The sequence below is a fragment of the Candidatus Eisenbacteria bacterium genome, assembly GCA_030017955.1.
Taxonomy (GTDB): domain Bacteria; phylum Eisenbacteria; class RBG-16-71-46; order JASEGR01; family JASEGR01; genus JASEGR01.
On record JASEGR010000161.1, the window covers coordinates 1 to 2824 of the forward strand.

The 2824-nt window shown below is 57.4% G+C and carries 3 protein-coding genes and 1 pseudogene; all 4 read left to right on the top strand.

The window, feature by feature from the left end; translation table 11 throughout:
• The first annotated feature begins 84 nt into the window (after window positions 1-84).
• The 4 genes and pseudogenes from QME66_13230 to QME66_13245 all read left to right on the top strand — a co-directional run bounded on the left by QME66_13230 (window position 85) and on the right by QME66_13245 (window position 2701).
• On the top strand, window positions 85-219 hold the full coding sequence (locus tag QME66_13230) for a type II toxin-antitoxin system HicB family antitoxin (protein MDI6809910.1): 135 nt from the start codon (window positions 85-87) through the stop codon (window positions 217-219).
• Window positions 220-297: 78 nt separating this feature from the next.
• Window positions 298-487: pseudogene (locus QME66_13235) on the top strand (type II toxin-antitoxin system HicA family toxin).
• A 292-nt stretch (window positions 488-779) separates the two neighbouring features.
• Complete coding sequence (locus QME66_13240) at window positions 780-1583, top strand: DNA adenine methylase (protein MDI6809911.1); 804 nt, start codon at window positions 780-782, stop codon at window positions 1581-1583.
• Window positions 1584-1735: 152 nt separating this feature from the next.
• The gene (locus QME66_13245; protein MDI6809912.1) at window positions 1736-2701 is read left to right on the top strand and encodes a restriction endonuclease, SacI family; all 966 of its coding nucleotides are present in this window, start codon (window positions 1736-1738) and stop codon (window positions 2699-2701) included.
• Window positions 2702-2824 lie beyond the last annotated feature (123 nt).

Consider the following 2824-nt stretch of genomic DNA (forward strand, 5'->3'; position numbering starts at 1 on the left):
GCGTAGGAGACCATTCGTGGAGATTATGCCCTATCAGCTTTTACAGGAAAATCCGGACTTGACCTGCAAAAACGAGGCGAGAATATGCGCAACGAATTCACGGCTGTCGTGGAACGGGATGGAAGGTGGTTTGTGGCCTATTGTCCTGAGATTCCCGGCGCGAACGGACAGGGGAAGACTAAGGCGGAGTGTCTGAGGAGGCCTGTCGCAAGCAATTGACTTGATTTTGGAGGACAGGCGGGACGACGCTCTGCGTGGTCTGCCTGCCAACGCCATGCGGGAACTGGTGGCGGTCGGATGAAGAGGAACGAACTCTTGTGGCATCTTCGCCGCTATGGGTGTTACCTCAAACGTGAAGGTGGGAGCCATTCGCTCTGGGCGAGCCCCAACACGGGCAGGATTGAGGCTGTGCCCCGGCACACGGAAATACCGGATCGCCCTCGCCACCAAGATATGCCGATGCCTCCTGGTTCCCGATCCCAAATGAGCCGGCAGAACCACGGCGCGCATGGTAGGCTCACAAGCTCGCGAACCAGAGGCCGGGCGTTCCGCAGCGCTGTGCGCACACTGGCGCTTGGCCGCCTGATCGGCGGCCCGATTCGGCGCTTGCGTGCTGCGCCGGGAACACGGAGATAAGGATGACACAGGGAAGCAAGGGTGCTACAGTGACGCGCATGACAAAGACCAAGACCAGAAGAAATCAGGTGCGCGAAAATGCGGTGCAGACCGAGTACTACGTCGGCCCGACCGTGCGTTCTTTCGATGAGAATCGCCGGCGTTTGCGCAAGATGATTGCCTTTGGCTGGTACGGCGGCAAGTTCAGCCACCTTGACTGGCTTCTTCCCTTGCTTCCCCAGTGTCACCATTATTGCGAACCATTCGGAGGGTCTGCGGCAGTGCTAATCAACCGGCCACCTTCGCCAGTCGAGACCTACAATGATGCCGACGGAGAGGTCGTCAATTTCTTCCGCGTTCTAAGAGAGAAGAAGGATGAACTTCTCTACCAGATTGGGATGAGTCCATTCTCCCGCGAAGAGTTCCTCATGGCCATCCAAACAAACGGCAACGGCAAGTATCTGTCAGACGTGGAACGCGCCCGCAGGTTTTTCGTGAGAGCCCGGCAGGTGCGTACGGGGCTGGCACAGACCGCTTCGGCCGGAAGGTGGGCGAACTGCCTGAACACGAGCAGAGCGGGAATGGCGGGGGCCGTATCGCGGTGGCTGGGAAGCGTCGCCGGGTTGGAGTTCATTGCCGGACGACTTCTGCGCGCGCAAATCGAGCACGATTCCGCCGCTGCCGTCATTCAACGGTACGACAGCAGTGAAACCCTCTTCTACTGTGACCCTCCGTATCCGCATGAATCACGGGGTGACAGCAAGGCCTATGCCTACGAGATGACGGACAAAGACCACACCGCTCTCAGTCGCGTCCTGCACAGTGTCAAAGGCAAGGTTGCAATCTCCGGCTACGACTGCAATCTGATGCGCGAGATGTACAAGGACTGGCATATTCATCGGGAACATCCCAAGAAGGCCATGTCGATCAAGAAGGAAAGACAGGAAGTCCTCTGGACGAACTACTGAACCATGACAAACCAAAAAAGTCCTTCGTTGACCGCTGCCGCGATCTTCTCAACGCGAGATGGAAGCACGTCTCAACCGCCGTCGAATCCCAGAACTTCACAGACCCCCTCCTGCACGATCATGCTTCGGTGCGGGATCGGGTAATCGCTTGTTTGACCAGCGCCACGAAGTCGTATCACTACGTTTTGCCAACGCAAGTCCTGTGCAAGTGCGTGGACACGCGTCTTGACTGTCACTCGCTTCAAGCGGCGTACAAGAAGCCCGGCGCGTTCGATGCAAGAACCGCAGCTCACGACGTAATTGTTCCATTCGACCAAGCCAATCAGCGTGTCTTGGGTGGGTCTGGCGAACCCTACGTGAACAACCCGCTACGCTGCCCCGCCGTCGTCAAGAAGTATCGAGGTCAACAGAAGAACAAGGCGGACTGGGACAATCTCATCGCGGTATTGGATGCCGTGGAGAATGCGTCATCGGCGGATTTCGCCCGACAGGTTTTCGATCAGATTATGGCGGAGGTCTATCGACTCCTTGCGGGCGTTCAAGTGGTCTATGCGACGCCGAACAGAGTCAGTCTCAAGCAGACGACCGAACTTGTCAGTCGTTTCACGGCCGACAAATCCGGCGGTGACAGACTTGAGGCGGTGTGTACTGCTTTGTTCAGGGCTGTTGCCGCCGCGTTTGGTCTCTTCGACGACATCCGCCGACAGAAAGTGAACGCGGCGGACGCCGCCTCCGGCACGGGAGCGGATATCGAATGCCGGTTCAAGGACAAACTGGCTCTACTGGTCGAGGTGAAAGACCGATCTCTGACGCTTACCCAACTCGACGCCAAGCTGGACCTAGCGCGGGTGAAGAAGATTTCGGAGATTCTCTTCTTGGCTGAGCGTGGCGTTGAGGCCGGGGAGATACAGCAAACACACGAGCGGATCAAGAGCGAATTCGCAAGCGGCCAGAATATCTACGTGTCGAACTTCCTCGATTTCTCGACCGGGATACTGATCCTGCTCGGCGAGAAAGGCCGCGTCGCCTTTCTCGCTTTCGTCGGACAGGAATTGGACAAGGCGAATTCCTCTATCGTCCACCGTCGGGCCTGGTCCCAATTGCTGAAATCCATCTGACGGAAGCCGAACAAGAGGCCGGACGTTACGGCTCGAAGCTCGCCGAACGTCAGCCTCGTCGTTGGACAGGTCAAGTCCGGATTTTCCTGTAAAAGCTGACAGGACATAATCTCCACGAATGGT